Origin of the sequence: Specibacter sp. RAF43 (genome assembly GCF_052114065.1) — a bacterium.
In the GTDB taxonomy this organism is placed as follows: domain Bacteria; phylum Actinomycetota; class Actinomycetes; order Actinomycetales; family Micrococcaceae; genus Specibacter.
The window spans coordinates 270,139-286,128 of the sequence record NZ_JBFREA010000001.1 but is presented as its reverse complement, the minus strand read 5'-3'; the positions used below and the strand labels follow the sequence as shown (position 1 = coordinate 286,128).

General features: G+C 69.0%; 18 protein-coding genes. 11 read left to right on the top strand and 7 right to left on the bottom strand.

Going from position 1 to position 15,990, the window contains the following annotated elements:
• The first annotated feature begins 39 nt into the window (after nucleotides 1-39).
• Nucleotides 40-1,572 (top strand): glycoside hydrolase family 3 N-terminal domain-containing protein, encoded by a 1,533-nt coding sequence (locus AB4Y80_RS01305; protein WP_442211478.1) that lies wholly within the window; start codon nucleotides 40-42, stop codon nucleotides 1,570-1,572.
• Nucleotides 1,573-1,577: 5 nt separating this feature from the next.
• On the opposite strand, the gene AB4Y80_RS01300 is transcribed toward AB4Y80_RS01305, so the two are convergent.
• On the bottom strand, nucleotides 1,578-2,255 hold the full coding sequence (locus AB4Y80_RS01300) for a DUF998 domain-containing protein (RefSeq protein ID WP_442211477.1): 678 nt from the start codon (nucleotides 2,253-2,255) through the stop codon (nucleotides 1,578-1,580).
• A 156-nt stretch (nucleotides 2,256-2,411) separates the two neighbouring features.
• On the opposite strand from AB4Y80_RS01300, the gene AB4Y80_RS01295 reads away from it, so the two are divergent.
• The 3 genes from AB4Y80_RS01295 (at nucleotide 2,412) to AB4Y80_RS01285 (ending at nucleotide 4,366) form a co-directional block, all read left to right on the top strand.
• Complete coding sequence (locus AB4Y80_RS01295; protein WP_442211475.1) at nucleotides 2,412-2,912, top strand: Gmad2 immunoglobulin-like domain-containing protein; 501 nt, start codon at nucleotides 2,412-2,414, stop codon at nucleotides 2,910-2,912.
• A gap of 66 nt (nucleotides 2,913-2,978) precedes the next feature.
• Nucleotides 2,979-4,058 (top strand): M4 family metallopeptidase, encoded by a 1,080-nt coding sequence (locus tag AB4Y80_RS01290; protein ID WP_442211474.1) that lies wholly within the window; start codon nucleotides 2,979-2,981, stop codon nucleotides 4,056-4,058.
• The gene (locus AB4Y80_RS01285; protein WP_442211473.1) at nucleotides 4,055-4,366 is read left to right on the top strand and encodes a protealysin inhibitor emfourin; all 312 of its coding nucleotides are present in this window, start codon (nucleotides 4,055-4,057) and stop codon (nucleotides 4,364-4,366) included. The genes AB4Y80_RS01290 and AB4Y80_RS01285 overlap by 4 nt, the downstream gene beginning before the upstream one ends.
• A 15-nt stretch (nucleotides 4,367-4,381) precedes the next feature.
• Here AB4Y80_RS01285 and AB4Y80_RS01280 read toward each other — a convergent pair whose 3' ends face one another.
• Nucleotides 4,382-5,272, bottom strand: a complete 891-nt coding sequence (locus AB4Y80_RS01280; RefSeq protein WP_442211472.1) for a hypothetical protein — start codon at nucleotides 5,270-5,272, stop codon at nucleotides 4,382-4,384.
• 8 nt (nucleotides 5,273-5,280) lie between these two features.
• Nucleotides 5,281-6,285, bottom strand: coding sequence for a hypothetical protein (locus AB4Y80_RS01275; protein ID WP_442211471.1), 1,005 nt, complete (start codon nucleotides 6,283-6,285; stop codon nucleotides 5,281-5,283).
• A 104-nt stretch (nucleotides 6,286-6,389) separates the two neighbouring features.
• Between AB4Y80_RS01275 and AB4Y80_RS01270 the strand changes: the two genes are divergently transcribed.
• The 4 genes from AB4Y80_RS01270 (at nucleotide 6,390) to AB4Y80_RS01255 (ending at nucleotide 9,544) form a co-directional block, all read left to right on the top strand.
• Nucleotides 6,390-6,671, top strand: coding sequence for a hypothetical protein (locus tag AB4Y80_RS01270; RefSeq protein ID WP_442211470.1), 282 nt, complete (start codon nucleotides 6,390-6,392; stop codon nucleotides 6,669-6,671).
• A gap of 22 nt (nucleotides 6,672-6,693) precedes the next feature.
• Nucleotides 6,694-7,746, top strand: a complete 1,053-nt coding sequence (locus tag AB4Y80_RS01265; protein WP_442211469.1) for a serine hydrolase domain-containing protein — start codon at nucleotides 6,694-6,696, stop codon at nucleotides 7,744-7,746.
• Nucleotides 7,747-7,782: 36 nt separating this feature from the next.
• On the top strand, nucleotides 7,783-9,135 hold the full coding sequence (locus tag AB4Y80_RS01260; protein WP_442211468.1) for an MFS transporter: 1,353 nt from the start codon (nucleotides 7,783-7,785) through the stop codon (nucleotides 9,133-9,135).
• 106 nt (nucleotides 9,136-9,241) lie between these two features.
• A complete protein-coding gene (locus AB4Y80_RS01255) occupies nucleotides 9,242-9,544 on the top strand; it encodes a hypothetical protein (protein ID WP_442211467.1) in 303 nt (100 codons plus the stop codon).
• Between the two features lie 11 nt (nucleotides 9,545-9,555).
• Here AB4Y80_RS01255 and AB4Y80_RS01250 read toward each other — a convergent pair whose 3' ends face one another.
• The 4 genes from AB4Y80_RS01250 to AB4Y80_RS01235 form a co-directional block, all read right to left on the bottom strand.
• Nucleotides 9,556-10,053, bottom strand: coding sequence for a hypothetical protein (locus AB4Y80_RS01250; RefSeq protein WP_442211466.1), 498 nt, complete (start codon nucleotides 10,051-10,053; stop codon nucleotides 9,556-9,558).
• A 49-nt stretch (nucleotides 10,054-10,102) separates the two neighbouring features.
• Nucleotides 10,103-10,666 (bottom strand): phosphoribosylglycinamide formyltransferase, encoded by a 564-nt coding sequence (gene purN / locus AB4Y80_RS01245; RefSeq protein ID WP_442211465.1) that lies wholly within the window; start codon nucleotides 10,664-10,666, stop codon nucleotides 10,103-10,105.
• Nucleotides 10,667-10,698: 32 nt separating this feature from the next.
• Complete coding sequence (locus tag AB4Y80_RS01240; protein ID WP_442211464.1) at nucleotides 10,699-12,009, bottom strand: cell division protein PerM; 1,311 nt, start codon at nucleotides 12,007-12,009, stop codon at nucleotides 10,699-10,701.
• Between the two features lie 158 nt (nucleotides 12,010-12,167).
• Nucleotides 12,168-12,371, bottom strand: a complete 204-nt coding sequence (locus tag AB4Y80_RS01235) for a cold-shock protein (protein ID WP_038467205.1) — start codon at nucleotides 12,369-12,371, stop codon at nucleotides 12,168-12,170.
• A 950-nt stretch (nucleotides 12,372-13,321) separates the two neighbouring features.
• On the opposite strand from AB4Y80_RS01235, the gene AB4Y80_RS01230 reads away from it, so the two are divergent.
• Genes AB4Y80_RS01230 through AB4Y80_RS01220 form a run of 3 tightly spaced genes read left to right on the top strand, consistent with a single transcriptional unit; the run spans nucleotide 13,322 to nucleotide 15,941 of the window.
• Nucleotides 13,322-15,016, top strand: coding sequence for a hypothetical protein (locus AB4Y80_RS01230; protein WP_442211463.1), 1,695 nt, complete (start codon nucleotides 13,322-13,324; stop codon nucleotides 15,014-15,016).
• Nucleotides 15,013-15,423 (top strand): hypothetical protein, encoded by a 411-nt coding sequence (locus tag AB4Y80_RS01225; RefSeq protein ID WP_442211462.1) that lies wholly within the window; start codon nucleotides 15,013-15,015, stop codon nucleotides 15,421-15,423. The genes AB4Y80_RS01230 and AB4Y80_RS01225 overlap by 4 nt, the downstream gene beginning before the upstream one ends.
• A gap of 14 nt (nucleotides 15,424-15,437) precedes the next feature.
• On the top strand, nucleotides 15,438-15,941 hold the full coding sequence (locus AB4Y80_RS01220) for a phage tail protein (protein WP_442211461.1): 504 nt from the start codon (nucleotides 15,438-15,440) through the stop codon (nucleotides 15,939-15,941).
• Nucleotides 15,942-15,990: the final 49 nt, after the last annotated feature.

Here is a 15,990-nt window from a genome sequence, read left to right as displayed (position 1 = left end):
TAAAGTTTAGGGCACATCCCATCGTCTAGGCTCTCAGTCATGACATCCCGTGAGCTGAACCACACTCCCCCGGCGCCGGCGGAGCTGCGCCGGCTGGTCAACGCCGTCATCTGGCCGGGCTTCGTCGGCACCACGGTCCCGGCCTGGCTGGACGGGGCCCTGCGCGAGGGCCTCGCCGGCGTCGTCTACTTCAGCCACAACATCGACCCGGACGCCCCCGCCCAGGTGGCGGCCCTGTCTGCCGCCCTCCGCGCGGCCAACCCGGACGCCGTGATCGGCGTGGACGAGGAGGGCGGCAATGTCAGCCGGCTGCAGGCGCGCGAGGGCTCGGACATTCCCGGCGCGGCGGTGCTGGGTGCCCTGGATGAGCCGACGACGACGGCCGCCGCGGGCCGCGCGATCGGCCGCCTGTGCCGGGCGGCCGGGGTCAACCTGGCCCTTGCCCCGGTGGCCGACGTGAACACGAACCCGCGCAACCCCGTGATTGGCGTGCGCGCGTTTGGGAGTGGGACGGCCCTGGTGAGCGCGCACACGGCGGCCGCCGTGGCCGGGATCCAGTCGGTCGGCGTGGGCGCGTGCGTGAAGCATTTTCCGGGGCACGGAGACACGGTGGCGGATTCGCACCTGGAGGCGGCGCGCGTGGACCTGACCCTGGCGGAGCTCACCGAGCACCACCTGCCGCCGTTCCAGGCCGCCGTCGACGCCGGTGTGGCGGCCGTGATGACCGCGCACATCATCGTCCCGGAACTGGGCGGGGCCCCGGCCACGCTGAACCCGCGGGCCGCGGGGCTGCTGCGCGGCCTGGGCTTCGAGGGCCTGCTGATCACGGACGCCCTGGACATGGCGGCGGTGCGGGCGACCGTCGGTGCCGGGGAGGGCGCCGTGCTGGCGCTGCTGGCGGGAGCGGATCTGCTGTGCGTGGGCAACCCGCTCAACGCGTACACCACCGGCCGGGACGACGAGGCGTGCTACACGGAGGTTTTTGACGCGGTGGCCGCCGCGGTCCAGGCGGGGCGCCTGCCCGTGGCGACCCTGCGCGGGGCGGGCGCGCGGGTGCGGGCGTTTGCCCGGTGGTCGCGGGAGGCGATGGCCGAGTCCGACGCCGGAGCCGGCGATGCCGCGATCGACTGGGTGGGCGTCGCGGCCCGGGCCTGCCGGATCGACCTCGCCCGGGGCTGGTTTGCCCTGCCCGAGCTGGCGGCCGCCGTGACCGTGGTGGACGCCCGCATGGGCCACAACATGGCGGCCGGGCCAACCCACGACTTTTTGGCCACCGCCCTGCGCGAGCGGCACCGCGTCACCGAGCTTCCGGCCGGCCTGGACGCCGCGGACATTTTCGGCGCAGTCCTGGCCGCGGACGGGTCCGTGCTGGTCATCGTCGACTCCGTGTCCTCGACCCGGCAGCGGGCGATCGTGGCCGCGGTGGCCGCCGCCGCGCCGGAGGCGGTGTGCATCAATGCCGGGCTGGCGCCCCGGCAGGACGACTCTCCCGCCCTGTCCACGGTGCACTGCCACGGCTTCAGCCGCGTCACCGCCCTGGCCGTGGTGCGCCGCCTCCATGCCCGGACGTGAGCCGGTCAGATCGCCGGCTCGGCCTTGAGGGAGCGCAGGCCCGCGGACACGGCGAAGGCCCAGCCCAGAATCCCGGCCAGCGCGATCCGCTCCGCCAATCCCAAAAAGGCCGGGAAGAACCGCCCGGCCAGGCCCAGCGAGCCCAGGCCGGCGGCCGCGAGCCCGGCACAGGCGGTGGCCGCCGTCCCGGTCCGGCGCAGTGCCGGATTCCGGCGCAGCCATCCGGTGAGGATCGTGATGCCCGCGAGCGCCGCCGCAAAGCCGCCCCCGGCCACCACCAGGTGCACGGTGCCGATCCGGGTGGTGCCGCCCGGGGCCGCATCAGCGCCCCTGATGTCGGTGGTGAAGAAGGCCAGGACCCCCGAACAGGCGCCGCCGATCCCCAGGAGGGCGGCACCGGCGCTCCTGCGCCGCGAGGCGGGTCCGGTGCGGGCCACCGCCTGCACCAGGCACAAGGTCGTGGCCGCCCGCCCGAGGAAATTCAGTTTCATGACCCAGCCGAACGGGCCCACGGCCAGGTTGCTCTCGGCCTCGCGGACGGGGCTGTAGTGCGGGGGCAGCGCTTGGAGCACGACGTCGACCCCGGCGTAGACGACGACGCCGGCCATGGCGGCCCCGCCGTAGCGCCGCCGGGCGCGCGGGGACGACTCCGGCCGCTTCGCATGCGGACCATGCTCGGGCATTTTCACTGGGCACCTCGTCTCGAAGCCACGGCCTGGGGAAGGCGCTCCCCGTTGCAAGACTAGCTGCCGTTACTGGGACGTTACCGGCCCGCCGCAGCCCTTGCCGCCGGCAGGGATGAGGCGCATCATAAGGGAACCTACTGGAGGAGGTCCGCCATGGTGGCCCCACGATTAATTGAAGTCCGCCAGCCCCGGGCGAATGATTTGATCGGGAAGAAATTTGTGATCGCCGGCTACGGCACCGGATTTGAGGCAGTGGTCCTCTGGCGGGTCCTGGACGGCAACGGCCATCCGCTGGGCAGCGGCAACATCCAGGGCGCCGGGTCCATGGGCATCATCAAGGACTTTGGCAACTCGGTCACGCTGGGAAACGCCACGGCCCGCGGCAGCCACGTGACCCTGCAGGTTTTCGGCGATGACCCCTCCGGCATCCACCCGCCGGGACCGGATCTGAACATCGTCCATGTCACCTTGTTCACCGCGCTGGCGGGCTTCAAACTGTATGAAGTCAAGAGCGGGGACAACCTGACCAAGATCGCCGCGCAGCAGGGGCAGAACACCACCGCCAATGACATCTTCGAGGCGAACCGGGACCGCATCGCCAACCCGAACCTGATCTTCCCCGGCCAGGTTTTCCGCATCCCGCTGCTCGCCTGAGACGGCCTACCCGGTCCCGGAGAACCCGCGCACCATCCCTGCCACGACTCGAGGAAGGCGAACACCATGAACGCTCACCAGCGCAGCACCTGCTGCAGCATTGCGCCACCGGACCTGCTGGGGCGGCTGGCGGTCACGGGGAACGCCAAGGAGCGGGAGGCCGCGGTGCGCGCCTTGGCCACCTCCGCGGCGATCCGCTCCCAGCGGGCCGTGATGGGCCGGCTCAACCGGCAGTTGAACCTGAACATCGGCCAGCTGGTGGGGTTCGCGGTCACCCCGGAACGCCGGCTGACGATCTATGACAACCAGACAAACGGCCGGACGTTTCTCCCGGGCGTCCGGGCCCGGGATTGGGGGCAGCCGGCGGTCGCGGATGACGCGGTCAACCAAGCCTACGACGGCAGCTCGGCCACCTACGAGTTTTACCGGGACGTCATGCAGCGCAATTCCCTGGACGGGGCCGGGCTGGAGCTCGTCTCCAGCGTCCACTACGGTGTCGCCTTCGACAACGCGTTCTGGGACGGTTCCCAAATGGTTTACGGGGACGGCAGCGGCCGCATTTTCCAGGTCGGCGGCCTGACCCGGTCCCTGGACGTGATCGCCCACGAGCTCACCCACGGCGTCACCGAACTCACGGCCGGGCTCGTGTACAGCAAGCAATCCGGTGCCCTGAATGAGTCGTTCTCCGATGTCTTTGGCTCGCTCGTGAAGCAGTACAGCCTCAAGCAGGGCGCGGCCGACGCCGACTGGCTCATCGGGGCCGGGATCCTGGTCCCCCAGCTCGGTACGGCCCTGCGGTCGATGAGCAAGCCGGGCACGGCCTACTCCGGGGACCGGCAACCCGGGCACATGGACGACTACGTGGACCTGCCCGACAACAATGACCCGCGCAACGACAACGGCGGCGTGCACATCAATTCCGGCATCCCCAACCGCGCGTTCTACCTCGCGGCCACCGCTCTCGGCGGTTTCGCCTGGGAGAAGGCGGGAAGGATCTGGTACACGGTGCTGACCACCCGGCTGCGCCCCAACACCCAGTTCGACGAGGCCGCCCAGGCCACGGTCGACGTCGCCGGCCGTCTTTTCTCCGCCACGGAGCAGGCCGCCGTCGAAGGCGCCTGGAAGGAGGTCGGGGTCCTTTCATGAAGTTGACCATCCGCAGGGGCGGCGGCATCGCGGGCGTGGTGGCCCGGACCGAACTCGACGCGGCCGCGCTGCCGGAGCCCGACGCGGCGGCGTTTGCCGGGGCGGTGGACCGGGCCGCGCTGCGGGAGCCGCACGAGCCCGCGGCCGCCAGCCGCTGGCCGGATTCCCAACTCTATGAAATCTCGTTGGAGGAGGCCGGGCCCCCCGTGAGCGTCCACTTCACCGACGAGACCCTGCCCGAGGACGTCCGCCGGCTCCTGGCCTGGGTTGACGGGCGCCCCGAACGGGTGGAGTCGATCGAGCCCTGACGCCCGCCGCGGGCCTCAATTCCCCAGCTCCACCCGGATCGAGTCGTCGTCGGGCAGCACCACCACGGTGCCCGAACGCAACGTCCAGCCGTTGTGCAGGAAGAAGAACTTTCCGCCGCTGACCACCAGCAGCCGCAGCCCCCGATACGTGTACAGGGGCGCCGTGCCGGTGCCCAGGCTCTTCTCCGTGACGTTGGCGGCCCCGATGGCCAACCGGGTCTTGCTGAAAAGGGTGGCCCGCGGCATCGAGCCGACCCCTTGTTCCACCTGCACGGCCAGTCCGCGGCCCACGGCCTGGGCAAAGTCCGCCGTGCCCCAGAACAGCAGCAAGGTCACCAGGGTGAACACCAGGGCCGATTCCAGGGCCCGGTACCGCCCCGGCCCCCCGGCCGCCGCGACCGGGCGCTCCGCGCCGCCGTCCCCCGGCTGCCCCTGCCGGCGAATATGGACACCCCAGACCGCAAGCTCCACGGCGGCCGCCATGAGGTAGGGCAGAAAGAGGGCCCCGCTGCCCGGGCGCAGGATGGCTGCCGCCAGGCACACACCGGCGGCCACGACCCCGGCATAGACGGCCCCCAATGCCACGCGGCGCACCCGCTCCCGGTGCGGTCCGGTGAGGGCGTGCCGGGTCAGCCACCTGTCGGCCGCGAGCCAGCCGATGGCCAGGATGGCGATCAGCACCAGCGGCAAAAACAGCGAACGGATGCTCCGGAGCACATAGTCCTGGGGCGTGTAGCCGAACAGGCTGACGTCCACGCCCATGGCCCGGGATTGCGCGTCCGAACGCGACCAGCCGAAATAGATCAGCAGGGCCGTCACCACGGCGATCGGCGGCCCAAAGGACGCGACCAGGGCCACGGCCCTGGCCACCGGTGAAGTCTCCGCCTCGGAGCTCGACTCGGCCATGGGCCCGCCTAGGGGCTGCCGGCCTCGGTGGAGGCACTGCTCGACGGCGGCTGTTCCGCCTGCGTCGTCGTGTCCGGTCCCTCGGGGGGCGCCGGCTGCTCGGAGGGGTCGTAGGTAAACGTCGCGGTGCCCGGCACGGGCGAGCCGTCCGGGCCGATGGCCTGGACCGTCACCGGGCCGGGCGTCGCCACTTGGGGCGCGGTGAAGGTGAAGTTGTTCTCCGCCTGCCGTGTGACCTCAACCCGTTGCCCGTTGAGCAGGACATGGGAAACCTCGAGCAGGCGTCCTGCGAGCCGCAATTCGGTGCCGCCGTCGACGGAAACATGCGGCTGGAGGTTGGAGGAGTCATTGGCGGCGTCGATCACGCCATGGATTTCCAGCGGACAGGCGGTGCCGGCGCCGGGGACGGTGGTGACGGCCGCCCCGGGATTGGCCCGGTGATATCCCAGCAAGGCGGTCAGGACCCGGTGGGCCGCCGTTTCGATGCAGCCCTGCGGTGCGGGCAGGGCCGCGTAGTCGACCTCGAGAAGATCCCAGGCGGCCGGATCCCCGGTGGTCACGGCCGTGCAGAGATCGCGCGCGGCGGACACCAGCGGATCGGAACCGGCCATGTTCTCACAGGTCTTCTGCTCCAGGTTCCCGTACCAGCCATCCGGCGGCGGATCGGTGGGGTCGGCCGGCCCGGGCGGCACCCAGGCCAACGGATTGGCGGCATTTCCGCCGCCGGGGTCCACGGGGCCCGGCACAATGATGGTTGGCTGGCCGTTGCCCGGATCCATGGAGGCGGAAGTGCCATCATCCGACGCCGACGACGCTGCGGCCGAGGCAGTGGCGGTTTCGGCGGTCCCGGCGGACTCGCTTCCCGGCTGCTCCCGCGGGAGACCGGAACAGGAGGTCAGCAGGAGCAGCCCCACCGTGGCACACACGATGGAGGCGGGTCTCCGCCCGCGCGCCCACAGCGGCGTTCGCTTCACCGTTGCCTCCCATCGCAACCGCGCCGCCGCCATCGCCATGCCGACGGTCAATTTCAGTATGCGCCCGCCCTCCAGGCATGGCAACGCCTTAGAATGGCCCTCATTGGTACTCTGCCCCACCGCACGCAAGGGAAGGCCTTCTGTTGACCACGTCGGAAAACGATGTCCGGATCGAACGTGGCACGCTGGTGAGTGAATCCGCCAACCCCGCGCGCCTGAAGTCCGGCACCGCCCACAAACTGGTGTTGAACATGATCAGCACCATCACCATGGTCCGGCTCGGCAAGAGCTACCAGAACTTCATGGTCGATCTGCGGGCCACCCATGCCAAGCTCCGGGCCCGCAGCGAACGCACACTGATGCGCGCCGCCGCACTGCTGGCCGAGCACCGCGGCTTCCTCCCCGCCGCTTTCGCCGGCCACTGATTCTCGACGCCGGAACCCGCCCATGCGACCCTCCCCCCAACACCTGGTCCAAGATCTGAAGGAACTCCTCGACGCCGCCGTCGCCGCCGGGACCGCGCCGTCGGCCGCCTGCGCGGTCGCCCGGGACGGCGCGGCGCTGCCCGTCGTCACGGCCGGGGCCGCCTCCACCGGAACCTACTTTGACCTGGCCTCCGTGACCAAGCTCTTCACCACCGTCACCGCCCTGTCCCTGGTCGATGACGGCGTGCTGGAGCTTGACGCGCCCATCGGCGCACACCTTCGCGCGTATCGGGAGGGGCCCAAGGCGGCCGTCACCCTGCGCCACCTGCTCACGCACACCTCGGGACTGCCGTCCGAGTGGCGGGGCTGGCGGCGGGCGCACGACCACGGGCAGCCGTTCCACCGGCCGGCGCTGATCGGGGACCTCCTCGACACCCCGCTTGAGGCGGCTCCGGGCACGCGTTTTGAGTATTCCTGCGCCGGTTTCAACACCGTGATGGCGTTGGCCGAGCACAGCACCGGGGCATCGTGGGCGGACCTGGTGCATGAGCGGGTGCTGGCACGGCTGACCACCGGGGAGATCACCGGAGCTCCGCCGCCGCAGCGGTGCGCGCCCACCGAATACCAGCCGGAGCTGGGGCGCGGCCTGGTCCGGGGCATCGTGCACGACGAGGCGGCGTGGTCGCTGGGCGGGCTGAGCGGCAACGCCGGCATGTTCGCCACCGCCGGCGGGTTGCTGGCCTTCGGCGAGGCGCTGCGGACCGGTCTGCCGGGCATCCTCTCCCCCGGCCTGGCCGCCGAGATGTGGCGCAGCCAGCTGCCCGAACTGCTGGGCGAGCATTTCAACCCGGCGGATCCCGGCTTTGGGCACGGGCTGGGGCTGCGCATCAACCAGCAGCCCTGGATGGGCGTCAAGGGCGCGGCGGCCCGCGGCCACGGCGGATTTACCGGGACGTCGCTGCTGGTGGACGCGTCCCGGTCGCTGACTCTCGTCCTGCTGACCAACCGGGTCAGCCCCAGCCGGGACGGGGATGACGCAACGGGGCTGCGCGCGGCGGTGTCCGACGTCGTCTAATCTGGAGCCGAAGGCTTCGCACCATCGGAAGGCACCATGAGCACCAATACGGCACTAATCACCGGAGACCGCGTGGTCCAGGAGCTGCCGTGGCGATGGCGCGTCCAAGGCAGGATCTTCTTGATCGGCGGGCTCGGCTTCATGTTCGACGCCTGGGATGTGACCCTCAACGGCTTCCTCATCCCGCTCTTGTCCAAGGAATGGGGCCTGGTGCCCGGGCAGGCGGCGTGGATCGGCACGGCGAACCTGATCGGCATGGCCGTGGGCGCCTTTGCGTGGGGGTCCATCGCGGACATCATCGGGCGGAAGAAGGCGTTCACGCTGACGCTGCTGATCTTCTCCATCTTCACCGTGCTGGGCGCCGTCTCCAGCGACATCGTGCTGTTTTGCGTGTTCCGCTTCATTGCCGGCTTTGGCCTGGGCGGGTGCATCCCGGTGGACTATGCGCTGGTGGGCGAGTTCACCCCGCGCAAGCACCGGGGCAAGGTGCTCACGGCGATGGACGCCTGGTGGCCGATCGGGGCGTCCCTGTGCGGTGTGGTCTCGGCGGTGCTCATGGCCAGCTTCGGCAACTGGCGGTACCTGATGCTGGTCATGGTGCTGCCGGCGCTGCTGGTGTTCTGGGTGCGCACGCAGGTCCCGGAGTCCCCGCTGTACCTGGTCCGGGCGGGCCGGACCGGGGAGGCGCGGGCCGTCATCGACGGGCTCATCCGCAGGACGGGCGCCGTCGTGGGGCCGTGGGCCCTGCCCAATCCCGCCGACGCGCCGCGTCTCTCACTGGGGAAGGTGACCGATCAGCTGGCCGGGCTGTGGCGCTTCAATTGGCGCATCACCGGCATCGCCTGGTCCTTGTTCCTGAGCATCCTGCTGGTGTACTACGGGGCGCTGACCTGGATGCCCTCCATCCTGGTCTCCACCGGCTACGGGCAAAACAAGGCCTTCATGGCCACGGCCGCCATGACCGCGATCGGCTTCCTGGGCGTTGTCGCGGCCGCGTTGCTCGTGGAGCGGGTGGGCCGGAAGTGGATCCTGGCCATCACGGGCCCCGGCGCCGCGTTGTCGCTGGTCATCTTTGCCCTGGTCCTGGATGCGCCGGCGGCCGCCCAGCTGTGGCTGCTCGTCTTTGGGTTCGTGGTCCAGGTGGCGATCCCCGTGCTCTACACCTACGTCTCGGAGCTCTATCCCACCCACCTGCGCGCCACGGGGTTCGGCTGGGCCTCCACCATGTCCCGGGTGGGTGCCGGGCTGGTGCCGTTGATCTTTGGCTCGCTGCTGTGGCCGGTGCTGGGACTGCCGCTGACCTTTGCCCTGACCGGGGCGTTGGTGCTGCTGGCCGTTGTGTGGATGGCGTTTTCCGCCCCGGAGACCAAGGGCGCCGCGCTGGACTGACCCTCCTGCGTACGACGCCGGCCGGCGGCCTTCGCTTCCCAGCCGGCATTCATTTTGGCTGGCTAGGCTGGCTCCGACCATCCAACCCGACTCGCCAGGAGTTGCCATGAGTGCCCTGCTTCCCACCCTTTTCAGCACCGCCGGTTTGATCGGCGGCTTCCAGACGGCCCGGGCCACGAAGAACCGTCCGCTCGGCGGCGCCGTGCTGGGCCTGGCCGGGTTGGCCGCGTTTGCCGGTTGGAGGAAGCGGGCCGGCACCGGCACCGCGGTGGCCCTGGCGGCCACCTACCTGGGCGCGTTTGGGGCCTCCCACCCGCTGGCCAAGAAGTTGGGCGCCTGGCCGGCTGTCTACACGGTCACCGGGGCCACCGCACTGGCCTCCCTGCTGTTGGGCCGCACCCGGAAATAACGTCCAGGGGCCTATAAATTTCGCTGTGCAAGGTCCGTCACCCAGGCGTCCGTTTCCTGGCCGAGGCGGCGGTGGACCGTGGCCCGCACGCGTGCCGCGCGCACCCGCACCCGGTCCTCCGCGGACAGCCGCCCGGTCGCCGGCACGGCGTGCGGCGCAACGCCGGCGGCGATCCCCCCGACTCGGGCGCCGCCGTCGGAATCCAGGCCCAGCGCGCGTGCGGCCGCCACCGTGATGATCCGCAACTCCTCGGGACCGGCCAGGACGCTGGTGGCCAGCACGTTCAACACGCCCAGGCCGATCTCGCGGGCCTGTGGGTCGGCCGCCAGGGAATGATCCAGCGCCCATTGTGCCCGCACCCACCATTCCTCGCGGCGTGCCGAGAGCTGCTGCGCCCGGTAGGTCACCCAGGCGACGGCGCCGGCGATCCCCGCGGCCAGCAGGACGGCCAGGGGGCCCAGAGCGGACAGCACATTCCACCAGTGCACGGTGTCGGAGACGGTGTCCATGCCTGCAGTCTAGACGCGCCGACCCGGGACCGGCAGCCGCCCGGCGGGCTCAGGCGCGGGCCAGGTCCCCCAGGACCTTGATGAGCAGTTCGCGCTCGGCGACCTTGATGCGCTCATGCAAGGTGGCCTCGGTGTCCTCGTCCAGGACCGCCACAGGGGCCTGGGCGATGATAGGTCCGGTGTCCACGCCGGCGTCGGCAAAGTGCACGGTGCAGCCGGTGACCTTGACGCCGTAGGCCAGGGCGTCACGCACACCGTGGGCGCCGGGGAAGGAGGGCAGCAGGGCGGGGTGCGTGTTGACGTAGCGGCCGGGGAAGGCGTTGATGAAATCGGCGGCGACGATGCGCATGAACCCGCTGGAGACCACATAGTCGGGCTCATAGGCGGCGACCGCGGACAGCAGGGCGGCGTCCCAGTCGGCCCGCGCGGGGAAATCCTTGAAGTCCACCACAAATGTTTCCAACCCGGCCGCGGCGGAGCGCTCGATGCCCGGCGTGCCCGGCCGGTCGGCCCCGACCGCGGCGATCTCCACGGGCAGGTCCCCCGCGGCGACGGCGTCGATGACGGCCTGCAAATTGGATCCGGTTCCGGACACTAAGACAACAATGCGCATTGTTTAATTTTACCGGCGGCGGCGGGCTTGCCCTATTCGCCGCGGCGCAGCAGCTGCGCCCGTTCGCGCTCGTGCTCCAGCCAGGGCCCGGCCAGTGAGCCAACCACGACGCCGGCGGCCACCTCCGCACCCACCCACAGCGCCGTCGTGAAGGGGTTCGGGCCGAGTTCGCTCAGCCGTCCCAGCCCCAGGGATCCCCCGGAAAGCCACGCCATGGTTGCGGTCAGGACGGCGGCCACGGCGCCGACGGCCAGGCCCAGGACCAGCGTGGAAACCGGCAGTGAGAACCAGCGCCGGCGCACCTTGAGCGACAGCCATTCGTCGAAGTGGTTTTCCCCGGCCCGCACAAACCACCAACCGGCCAGGACCCCGCCGATCACGGGGACGATCAGGGCCGCGAAGCCCCAGTCCAGCGTCCCGGTGGGAAGGGCGGCCAGCAGCGGAATGGGCGGCACCGGCGCCACGGCGGTTGTCAGCGGAGACACGGAGGATCCCACGCCCAGGGAGAATCCGGGCCCGCTGGACCAGGCGAGCGCCCAGACGGCGAGGTTGGGCATGAATCCAAGCTGGGCCAGGGTCAGCCCGGATCCGCCGACAGCGCCCGGCTTGAGGCCTTCGTACACGGCGATGATGTCCGTCCACCGGGCCGCGATGTTCACGGTGAGCAGGAGCGCCGAGAGGGACAGGGCCGCCAGGGTCGCCACGAAGCCGGAGCGGGCCGCGGCCCACACATAGGAGCCGGCCCAGCGCTGGTCCTGGCTGGTCTTGGCGATCCAGTCGGCCGCGTTGACGCCAATCAGCCGGCCCCACGATCCGGCCTCGCGGCGGGCGCCGATGACCAGGCCCAGGCCGAAGGGCAGGATCGGCAGGAGCGTGCTGGCCCACAGGGAGGCGGCGACGCCGGGGGTGCTGCAAACGAATCCGGTGGCCAGCCCCGCGGCCGCGTACACCAGGATGGCCCCCAACAGGGGCTGCCACAGCTGGTCGGTGTAGGAGGCGCGGGCCAGGCGCCGTCCGGCGCGCCAGGCCAGGAAGAAGGGGATCAGGACCAGGCCAAGGGGCAGCAGCGCCAGCGTGCCGGCCTGCACGGAGTCCGAACTGGGGCCGGTGGCCAGGGTCAGCTCCAGCGGCACGCCGTGGACCACCAGCCAGATTTGCCCGGACAAGCGGGCCATGGCCGACGGGTTTTTCTCCGTGAAGCCGCCGGCCAGCCAGACGGCGGCCACCGGCACGATGATGACCAGGGCCGAAATGACAAAGACCTGGGCAGCCTCAAAGGCTCCCTGCAGCCCCAGCGGCATGGGCAGTCCGTCTCGTTGGCCCCGGGCCGCTTGAGTAGTCATCGTCTTCCATGGTGCCATATGGAGCGGTCCGCGGCGGTGAGCAGCGCCGCCGGGCCGGCCGGTTAAGCACAAGTAGGGCCGGGAAAACCCGGCCCTACTTGTTCAAGCCCCAATGACTAAAGATCGTGCACGGTTACCCGCGCGGTGTCTTTAGAAAATTAGATAGCCTGGATGTTGACTGCCTGGGGACCCTTGGGACCCTGCTCAACATCGAAGGAAACCTTCTGGTTCTCTTCGAGGGAGCGGTAGCCGGAGGAGTTGATCGCGGAGTAGTGCGCGAAGACATCCTGGCTCTGGTCATCGGGAGAGATGAAGCCGAAGCCCTTTTCAGCGTTGAACCACTTGACGGTACCTGTTGCCATTATTTCAATTTCCTTCTGAAGTGGGAGATTCCGCCCGACCTTCGGGCCTCCTTTTTTACGGTGTAAGTCCGCTTCTCCAGAAAAGCGACGTCGTCCTCAAGAGGATGGCGCCGCTTCAACTACAAAAAACGCAACACTACAACTACGTCCAAGTATACATACCAATTCGACGAATGCCAGTGAAAAGTGAGATCTGTGTCACTCTTTTGCTGACATGAGGGCCTGCGGGGGAAGAAAACGGCTACATCTAGCGGTTTTGGGAGGATCCCGCCGTGACGGGTCACTCAGTGTGTCGCAAACGTTCACCCCCTGTTAAGGACGACGCCGGTGCGCGGGGCACGCTTGGGCCGCTTGCGGGGATCGCTTGCGGGGCTCGCTTGCGGGGGCACTGCCGCGCCGGGTCCGGCACGGTGCAAACAACACGGCCGCTTGGTGTCGCGATACCGAAAGTAAAGGGCAACATTCGCGAGACGTATATAGGGTCGGGTTTCATCCCGTGATGATTGGCGTCCCGTGCGAACAATTGGCGTCATGTCCAATGCGAAGAATTGGCGAAGATTCTCCTACCAATGGCGACACCGTCGATCATTTGAAATTTTAGGAGGGAGTGCCGCCGCACCAGCCTCATCGTCCGCGACGCCGGGTGGCCGTGGAAGTCTCCACCACCAGGCCCCGCCGGACCGCGTGCGCCATCAAGCTGGCCAGTCACACCGCGGGCAGGCGCGGCCCGCCAAGGAGCGACTGCCGGCCTCCGATGCGGTGCGCATGATACTTTGTCTGCATTATTTCAAGCCATTAAGGAATTTGAATGGAAAGCATTCCTTAGAGTTGGGTTCAGCCTGCTAGAGTCCGTCTTTATGCTGGTCGTTTTACGGAGACCATTGGAATACAAGTCGTCCGCCGGCTCAGGGAGCGGAATCGCTCGCTTCACTTAGCCTCAAAGGGTATCCATGTCTCGACCATTACTTCCTAAATCCCCCCTGTCCTTTCCAATGCGGTTCCGGGGCCGCACCGTCCAGGTGTTGGGGGTTGCCCTGCTGGTGGGGATCGCCGGCACGGGCTGCACATCGGGCGAGGACGCCGCGGCCAAGTCCTTCGCTGCCTGCTTGGACGCATCAGGAACAATCTCGCACGTGACGCTCGACCAGTCGCCGCCGGTCTGCTCGGCAGGCGCCGTGCCGGTTTCCTGGGGCGGCGACGTCAAAATCGGGGTTGCCGGGAAAACGGGTGACACCGGAGCCACCGGAACCCAGGGAGCGACGGGTGAAACCGGTAAGGTGGGGGCCGCCGGGGCGCAAGGGGAGCCCGGGGCCGCCGGGGTCAAGGGTGAGACCGGCGCAGCCGGCGATGCCGGAGCAGCAGGCGCCAAAGGCGACACCGGAGATGCAGGCATTCAGGGCGCCAAGGGCGACACCGGGTCCGCGGGCCCCCAGGGAATTCAAGGCATCAAGGGCGATACCGGGACAGCCGGCGTCAAGGGTGACACCGGGGCCGCCGGCGCAAAGGGTGACACGGGCGCCGCAGGCGCAAAGGGTGATCCCGGTGCCGCCGGCCCCCAGGGAAGTCAAGGTATCAAGGGCGATACCGGGACAGCCGGCGTCAAGGGCGATCCAGGCGCCGCAGGCGCAAAGGGTGATCCCGGTGCCGCCGGCCCCCAGGGAAGTCAAGGTATCAAGGGCGATACCGGGACAGCCGGCGTCAAGGGTGATCCCGGTGCCGCGGGCCCCCAGGGAAGTCAAGGTATCAAGGGCGATACCGGGACGGCCGGCGTCAAGGGTGATCCAGGCGCCGCAGGCGCAAAGGGTGATCCCGGTGCCGCCGGCCCCCAGGGAAGTCAAGGTATCAAGGGCGATACCGGGACAGCGGGCGTCAAGGGCGACACCGGCGATGCGGGCACCAAAGGCGATACCGGAGCCGCCGGTATTAACGGCACGAACGGCAACTCCGTCCTCCATGGTTCGGGTCTTCCGAACGACTCCATGGGCATAAATGGCGATTTCTACCTGGATCGGACCAGCTTCCAGATGTACGGGCCCAAGACGCTCGGCGCATGGCCTTCAACCGGCCAATCCTTGATCGGTCCCGAGGGTCCCATTGGGCCCCAGGGAATTCAGGGAATCCAGGGCGAGATCGGCTTGACTGGCGAGGACGGACCCACCGGTACGCAAGGCGCAACCGGCGACACCGGCGACACCGGCCCGGCCGGCGCCCAGGGCGCTGATGGTGCCATGGGTCTGCAGGGTGCCACGGGGCCGCAGGGTCCGGCCGCGGCCCCGCCGGTCTTTACGGGCGCAGTCAAGTTCATCGATGCGGCCGACGTCACAGGACATCTCCCCCTATCCGGAAGCTCGTCTGTCACGGCATTGGCCGGTGACGCGGGTGTGACAATGCCGCGGGGCGGCACCCTGAGCGGACTCACCGTGGACGTCGCCGCCGGCAATTCGGTGACCGTCTCCGTCGTAGTCAACGGCGTCGCCACCGGACTAAGTTGCCTCATTACAGCTCCGGCCAACTTCTGCGGCGACGTCGAAACCTTGGTTGACGTGATGGCCGGCCACAAAGTCGGAATCCAGGTGACCCACGGCATCGGCCAGTCGGTGAAAAACTTGCGTTTTGCCTTGGGTTTCAGTGAGGGCCAGCCGTGACCACGTGGCATGAAGTGAGTCGCCGATCGCTGCTGGCCGGCGGCGCCGGCGCGTTGACGCTGGCGGTTGTGCGCATACCCGCATCTTTTGCGACGACGCCAGACCCTTTCTCTTTCAAGGCGTGGACCCCCTTGGTGGGGAAAACCATGAAAACGGACACCGGAACCGAGTTGCGGTTGGACCGGGTCGTCGATCTGCGAAAGCCGCCAGTCAAGGGCGAGGTGGCCAGCAACGCCGACCGGTATCGGCTGCATTTTCAGGTGACGGCCGGGACGCTCGGGCCCGGATTGATCACCATCATCCATCCCGCCGCGGAACCTGTCATCCTTTTCATGACCCGCGGGCCCGGCACCGCCGTGGCCTCCATCGACCGTCGGGGCGCGAATATGCTGCCCACGAAACACTAAGGACATTCCCCACCATGTCAGAACCATTTATAGGCGAGATTCGCATGTTTGGCGGCGACTATGCGCCGGAGGGCTGGGCGTTGTGCGATGGCCAACTGCTGAGCATCCAACAGAACATGGCCCTCTACTCGGTCATCCAACTGAGGTTTGGCGGGAACGGCGTGGTGAACTTCGCCCTGCCGGACTTGCGCGGCCGCGTCCCGGTGCACGCCGGCCAAGGCCTCGGCCTGTCGTATCGGGACATAGGCGAGTATCTGGGAGAGGAGGCGGTGACTCTGACGACCAACGAGTTGCCCGCCCATCTACATGGCGGGACGACCGCTGCCGCCGTCCAGACCTCCGACCGGCCGGGAGCGGGATTGGCGCCGGCCCCGGGCGGGTCCTACGGCGTCCCCAGCAGCGGGGTAATGGCCTCGACACAGTTCAGTGGCGGCAACGTTGGGCACGAGAACATGCAGCCTAGTCTTGTGGTGAACTTCATCATTGCCCTCGATGGCATTTTCCCCTCACGCGGGTAGCAGTGGCCGCTCACATCGGCTATCGTCTGCCCGGGGCGGCCGATCAGGA

What these genes read in the sequence shown, in the direction of transcription:
- AB4Y80_RS01285 (WP_442211473.1), top strand. Translation starts at nt 4,055, where the DNA reads ATGAAGTTGACCATCCGCAGGGGCGGCGGCATCGCGGGCGTGGTGGCC.
- AB4Y80_RS01280 (WP_442211472.1), bottom strand. Translation starts at nt 5,272, where the DNA reads ATGGCCGAGTCGAGCTCCGAGGCGGAGACTTCACCGGTGGCCAGGGCC.
- AB4Y80_RS01260 (WP_442211468.1), top strand. Translation starts at nt 7,783, where the DNA reads ATGAGCACCAATACGGCACTAATCACCGGAGACCGCGTGGTCCAGGAG.
- AB4Y80_RS01275 (WP_442211471.1), bottom strand. Translation starts at nt 6,285, where the DNA reads ATGGCGATGGCGGCGGCGCGGTTGCGATGGGAGGCAACGGTGAAGCGA.
- AB4Y80_RS01240 (WP_442211464.1), bottom strand. Translation starts at nt 12,009, where the DNA reads ATGACTACTCAAGCGGCCCGGGGCCAACGAGACGGACTGCCCATGCCG.
- AB4Y80_RS01220 (WP_442211461.1), top strand. Translation starts at nt 15,438, where the DNA reads ATGTCAGAACCATTTATAGGCGAGATTCGCATGTTTGGCGGCGACTAT.
- AB4Y80_RS01265 (WP_442211469.1), top strand. Translation starts at nt 6,694, where the DNA reads ATGCGACCCTCCCCCCAACACCTGGTCCAAGATCTGAAGGAACTCCTC.
- AB4Y80_RS01305 (WP_442211478.1), top strand. Translation starts at nt 40, where the DNA reads ATGACATCCCGTGAGCTGAACCACACTCCCCCGGCGCCGGCGGAGCTG.
- AB4Y80_RS01295 (WP_442211475.1), top strand. Translation starts at nt 2,412, where the DNA reads ATGGTGGCCCCACGATTAATTGAAGTCCGCCAGCCCCGGGCGAATGAT.
- AB4Y80_RS01235 (WP_038467205.1), bottom strand. Translation starts at nt 12,371, where the DNA reads ATGGCAACAGGTACCGTCAAGTGGTTCAACGCTGAAAAGGGCTTCGGC.
- AB4Y80_RS01300 (WP_442211477.1), bottom strand. Translation starts at nt 2,255, where the DNA reads ATGCCCGAGCATGGTCCGCATGCGAAGCGGCCGGAGTCGTCCCCGCGC.
- AB4Y80_RS01230 (WP_442211463.1), top strand. Translation starts at nt 13,322, where the DNA reads ATGTCTCGACCATTACTTCCTAAATCCCCCCTGTCCTTTCCAATGCGG.
- AB4Y80_RS01290 (WP_442211474.1), top strand. Translation starts at nt 2,979, where the DNA reads ATGAACGCTCACCAGCGCAGCACCTGCTGCAGCATTGCGCCACCGGAC.
- purN (WP_442211465.1), bottom strand. Translation starts at nt 10,666, where the DNA reads ATGCGCATTGTTGTCTTAGTGTCCGGAACCGGATCCAATTTGCAGGCC.
- AB4Y80_RS01255 (WP_442211467.1), top strand. Translation starts at nt 9,242, where the DNA reads ATGAGTGCCCTGCTTCCCACCCTTTTCAGCACCGCCGGTTTGATCGGC.
- AB4Y80_RS01250 (WP_442211466.1), bottom strand. Translation starts at nt 10,053, where the DNA reads ATGGACACCGTCTCCGACACCGTGCACTGGTGGAATGTGCTGTCCGCT.